Raw genomic sequence first — 5,868 nt, 5'->3', positions numbered from 1 at the left:
TTCCACCGCTGTCCGGTTTTCTATGCTTCAAGCAACTTCGAACTGAGATTTACCCCGGGCTTGAACAAATTGTTGTCAAACGAACTGGTGATGTCGTTGCCAGAGAGATAGCAGATGGGCAAGTTGTGGTCACCTGCTATCCATTTCACCTGCATTATGCATTCGAAGATGGCCGCAAGATGTCGATCGATGCAAGGATCAGTCAGATTTGGGAAAAACGAAGTGACGGATACCGCATCGTTCATGAACATCCCTCTACCGTTTATAACGGCAGCTGAAATTTCTGGACACAGTTCTTCGTTGCCTCATGACTATTCGTGCCGAAGGGCAAGAATTGGATCGATCCGGGTTGCGCGCATCGCTGGAATGAGCGAAGCAATCAATGACACGACTACAAGCAATAAGGGAATCAGCGTGAAGATGATCAAACTACCGGACCCATACCAAAGGGATGATGCCAGTCGTTCTGCAACTGCTGAGGCTGCTAACCCGATCACGGTTCCCCACACAGTCAATCGTATGGATTGGCTGACAATCATCTTTTGAACGGAGCGCGTCTGAGCGCCAAGCGCCATTCGTATTCCAATTTCATGAACTCTGCGGGCGGTGGAATAGGACATGAGGCCGTATATCCCGATAATGGCAACAAAAAGACCAAGTGCAGCGAATGTACCGAGCAACCATGCTCCAAAACGCTGCCTGGACAGAGAATCCGCGAACAATTCTTCCGCCAGTTTTATGTTATACACGGGTAAATTCTTATCCAGTTTCCAAACTCTCTCTCGCAACGGTGCAGCTATCAAAGCAGCATCTCCTACGGTTCGCACAACAATGTGGAACGATGGAAAGCTGCCTTGCGCATACGGGATATACAACGTAGACCCGGGCGGATCTGACAGCGAAGAATCCTTCAAGTCTTCTACGACCCCAACTACTGTTCGCCACACTCTGTCTGTTTGAGCCAGACGCTGGATTCGTTTTCCGATTGCGGATTGTCCGGGCCAGAACCGCTTTGCCATCTGACGGCTCACGATTGCTACAGGCATCGTGCGTTGCTCGTCCGCCTCCATGAATTCGCGTCCTTCAATGATCGGAGCGCGCATGGTTTTGAAATAGGAAGGTGAAATTCGCCGAAAATTGGAAACAAAGCCTGCTTCTTTGGAAGGGGCAGGGATTCCTTCGACTTCGAAGATTGTAGTGAAAGCAAATTCATTTAACGGGAGCCGGGTGGTGGCGCCCACGGAAACGACTCCTGGAATGCCGGCGATTTCATCGCGCAATTGTTGCTGAAATGATCCGCGCTTCTCATGTGTATCATATCGTGATGCAGGAAGAGTAATCTGGGACACCAAGAGGTTAGTTGATTCAAACCCTGGATGGATCCGTTTCAGACTCGCAAAACTTCGAATCATCTGTCCGGCGCCAACGAGAAGCAGCAACGCAATTGCAATCTCCGCAATCACCAATCCGTTTTGAAACCGCCGCGCTTGCAATCCATCGGTTGCATGTCCGCTTCCTGAACTTAGAGCCGAAAAGTTAGGCGTCGCAGTATTCCGTAACACTGAAAGGAGACTGAAAAGGAAACCTACGCCAATCGACAGGAGTAGATTGAACGCAATAACACGATAGTCCAGCGACACATCATTCAAAATAAGATGGCCGCCAGGGCTCGACGCAATGAGCGGGCTTAAAGCGATCATCAGCTTGACAGACCAGACTGAAATTAAAAGACCCAGGGCGCCGCCTGTAATCGTTAAAATTAAGTTTTCCTGGAAGATTTGTTTGAGCAAATGACGCCGGCTAGCTCCGAGGGCAATTCGCACGGCCAGTTCGGGTCGCTGCTCCAAGGTCCGTACGAGAATCAGATTCGAGACATTGGCTACAACAATCAGAAGAAGGAAGGCAACAGCGGCCATCAGAATCAACAGGAGATTGCGGACATCTTGCACGAACGGTTCCCGTACAGGAATTACTTTCGCGCTCCAACCGGTGTTGGACTGCGGAAACTCACGCGCAAGTTGTTCAGACAGGGAAATCATTTCGTGAGTCGCTTGCTCTACGCCTACACCGCCCTTCAATCGCGCGACCACAGCCAGATTGTGATTCGGACTCCGGGTGTCTCGCGACACTGCCAGATTCAGGGGAGTCCATAATTCAGCATCCGCAGCGAAATAGAACTGTGGAGGCGCGATCCCCACAATACGGCGTGGAACTCCATCTATAAATATGGATACACCCAGGATGTCCGGAGCTGCGCTGAATCTTCTTTTCCAGAGCCCATAACTGAGGATCACAACGTTTGAATTTTCGGTCTCCTCTTCGGGCAGGAAAGAGCGTCCGATTTGTGGCCGGACGCCAAGCGTTGCAAAAAGATTTGCACTAATTTGGCCTGCATCGACCTGCTCTGGATCACCTGACCCCGTCAAAGCTCTATCCGTAGGAAACATTGCTGCTATCGCTGAAAAGGATCGGGCGCGATCCCTCCAATCCAGAACATCGGAAAGCGATGTACCGTATTCCACCATCTTTCCCGATGCGTCCTGGTTGACGCTGGGAATTATCACCAGACTCTCGGGACGATCATAGCGAAGGGGCCGAAACAGTATGGAATTTACCACCGTAAACACTGCCGTAAAGGCTCCCATTCCCGTGGCAAAAGTCAGCACGACTACGATACTGAAAGACGGTCGCTTCACCAAAGCGCGAAGAGTTATCCGCAGACTGTGAACAATCACTCCGATCCTCTCCATCTCGCAGATGCTTTGGAATAGGAGAGTAAAATTAGATAGGAAGCGCCAATCTTCACAACATCTCCTGGCAAAAAGGGCACCACACCCTTGCTAACCGCTTTGCTTACGGCCCAACTCGTGTTGATTAACAGACCCGCGACTCCACAGGCAAAGATCATGAGATGAGATACAAGTAACGCGAAAAAGGTTACCAGCGGTCCTTTTCTTTGATCCTGCGTACGACCCATCAATCCAGCTGCCGCAACAAATCCCAAAATGTATCCGGAAGTTGGACTAAGAAAAAAAGTTGGATCCTGTGGAGCGGTCGAAAGAACTTGAAATCCTGCGACTCCTAAGGTCATCAATAAGAGCATCGAGACAGTGCCCCAGAATGCACCCAGAAACGCCCCGGCCAGTGGCACAATTAATGTTTGAAGCGTCACTGGAATCGGAGTGAATGCAAGTGGAATCCGTACTTGAGCTGCAAGCATCGTTAAGAGAGCAAAAAGTATTGCCCCCGACATCTTTAAGAACAATGCCCGGTTCCTGGTGCAATTCTTGATTGCGATCTCGTTCACGTCACTAGAGTATGCAGAGACTCTGCCCGCGTCTTGCATAGAAATAACTTGCAATGTAGTCGGCTAACTTTTCGCCGCTGGTTCCTGAAAAATAAAGGCGACCCTGGATCAGAGTCGCCCTTTATTCTCAACACAGGAGCCATGAGCACTGTAGGGGGCGCCCTGTAAGGGCAGGCACAAGGCCCGCCCCTACGAATGTATTAGTAGCTGTATTTGAATCCCAGACGAACTGCACGAGGCGAAAGGTTCTCTTGCAGTGCGTTAAAGGAACCGGCTGTGACACGTCGTTCTCTCTGAATGACGGTGTTGTTATTGGTCACATTGAACACGTCAACGCCCAATGTGATTCGCCCATAATCGGTGAGTTCGAACACTTTCTGTACGTTCAGATCCAACGTGAAGATGTTGTCATAACGACGATCGCCAATGGGTTCGAGCAGGATTAAGCGTGATGCCGCATAGAAGTTGATCAGGTTCTGGCCTGTTCCGCCTGGTGTCTGACCAAAGAGAGGCTGAGGGAATCCTTGCTGATAGCGGATGAATCCGCCAAAACTGAGATCCCACGGAGCCTGGTATATGCCGCTTGCGCGGAAAGTCCATTCGGCGTATGGGAACACGCCTGTTTTACCGCTGCCGCCGCTGACGAATGCATAAGGCTTGTCATCGTAGAAGCCAGGAACAAGCGAAGGATCACCATAAACGGTTCTGGCGCCAATACCATCACCTGTGACGACGAAGAAGGAATCTCCACCGTCATATTGGGCTTTCTGGCGCTGCAACGTTACGAACGCATTCAACATAAAGTTGTTGCTCATGCGTTTTCTCACGCCAAAATCGACACCATTGTAGGTCTGGGTATAGCCATCGATTGTCTTTAGAAGACGTGTGCCATCGTGTTGGAAAGTGATATCGCTAAAAGGAATATCAAACGTTCCAAATTCAGGATGTGAGAAATGGAAGACGCCCACCTGTACGTAATCCGCAGCTGTTACACCAAAGGGTACAGACTGGGTGAAGTTATCGTAGTTCCGATGAGTGTAAGATAAATACGCGGAAAGGTCTTTAATGACTTCCCGTTCGAACCCTACCACGAACTCATCAGTCACCGCAGATTCGATGTCGCCGATTCGCTTCAGTGCGTCGAACTGGGCCTGATCGAATGGACCTGGTGCCGCGCCACCGTAGTAACCGATTACGGCAGCAATCTCATTTGGCGTGATGATACGGTCGCCGTTCAGGTTCGTGTAATACAGGATGACCCCGTTATAAGTGAACGTTGGATTCGCATATTGATCGTATCCAGGAAAATACCCGTCGTAGTAGCGCGCGAAATTACCACGAACGATGGTTTTGCCGTCACCGCTTACATCGTAAGTTGCGCCGATACGAGGAGAGATATCTGTGTAAACGTCACTGCGGTCATTTCCTGCAAAGTCAACACTGGAGATGAATACATCGAATCCGCCAGGAGCAGGAACAGAAGCTGGCTGGTTTTCACCGGAGGCGCTGTCAACGCGGAAGCCGAGGTTCAATGTCAGGCGATCCATGCGCCATGTGTCTGTCACATAGCCGCTGGCACGATAGTAATTTACCGTACCATTCAGAAAGCGTTGCGCATAGATGGCTCCGTAAGTTAACGGACCACGGGCTTGTGTCTGACCGTAGTCAACAATCAACGCGCCATTTCCATAGCTGCTGAATGTGTGACCTTCGGACGCTTTGTATTCGAATCCAAACTTGAATTCATGATCGCCACCGCCCCAGTTCTCTCTGAACCAGTTCACATCCGCGTTGAAATCATGGGTCGGACGGCTAATAGGATTTACATTAAAAGACGTATCTTCCCAGCGGGGAACTGCAGCAAGGTAGATCATCGGGATGTCGCATGGCTTATCGATAGCGCAGTTGCCTCCCGCGGGAACGAGGTCAAAAGAATTTCCTACATAACCGTAACGCCCATTCAGGATTGTGTGATCATTCGGGATCCATGTATGCTGACCGGTCCAGATACCCGGGAGAATCGTGTCCGGGACACTCTGGTGCCATAGCGTTTCTTCGGATTGATTCGGCGGAAGAAAGCCGCGCCCCAGTTTTTCCTTTTTTCCATAAAAGTACCCGAATTGAGATTCATGAGCGGAAGAAGGATTGAAGTTGACCTTGAAATTGTAATCTGTAAGGGTTGTCTTATCGCTTATAGACTCACCCGTAAATGGATTGGTTGATCTGGTGAAGAGATCAATCTGGTTTTTCCGATAGGCGCCCCATGCAAACAGTCTATCTTTTACAATCGGACCACCAATGTCGAAACCCCAATCATAGACCTGATCGATTCGGTTCGAACGGATACGCTGCTGGCCAGCGATCGGTGGGAGATCGAGCAGTTCTTGCGGAGTGTTATCGCTCTGCAGAGAATCGTTCACAAAATAGTAAGAAGCATTGGCTTCCCACTTATTGCCGGCTCGCTTGGTAACAAGGTTTACCACAACGCCCTTTGCTCCAACCGATGCATCCATACCACCAGACTGAATCTGGATTTCTTCAAATGCATCAAAGTCGTAGTA

Annotated in this window: 4 protein-coding genes; 1 reads left to right on the top strand and 3 read right to left on the bottom strand. The window is 50.0% G+C overall.

All coding sequences use genetic code 11. From position 1 onward, the window contains the following. A partial coding sequence (locus tag L0156_28580; GenBank protein ID MCI0606960.1) for a nuclear transport factor 2 family protein occupies nucleotides 1–278 on the top strand: 278 nt, incomplete at its 5' end. Nucleotides 279–311: 33 nt separating this feature from the next. On the opposite strand, the gene L0156_28575 is transcribed toward L0156_28580, so the two are convergent. The 3 genes from L0156_28575 to L0156_28565 all read right to left on the bottom strand — a co-directional run. Beyond that, on the bottom strand, nucleotides 312–2,735 hold the full coding sequence (locus L0156_28575) for an ABC transporter permease (protein MCI0606959.1): 2,424 nt from the start codon (nucleotides 2,733–2,735) through the stop codon (nucleotides 312–314). Next, nucleotides 2,732–3,307 (bottom strand): biotin transporter BioY, encoded by a 576-nt coding sequence (locus L0156_28570; protein MCI0606958.1) that lies wholly within the window; start codon nucleotides 3,305–3,307, stop codon nucleotides 2,732–2,734. Before L0156_28570 ends, L0156_28575 begins: the two co-directional genes overlap by 4 nt. 200 nt (nucleotides 3,308–3,507) lie before the next feature. Then, nucleotides 3,508–5,868: hypothetical protein (locus tag L0156_28565; protein MCI0606957.1), on the bottom strand; the 2,361-nt coding region annotated here is incomplete at its 5' end.

Source organism: bacterium, from assembly GCA_022616075.1.
GTDB lineage: Bacteria > Acidobacteriota > HRBIN11 > JAKEFK01 > JAKEFK01 > JAKEFK01.
The sequence above is the reverse complement of the archived record's forward strand: the minus strand, read 5'-3'. Positions and strand labels throughout refer to the sequence as shown.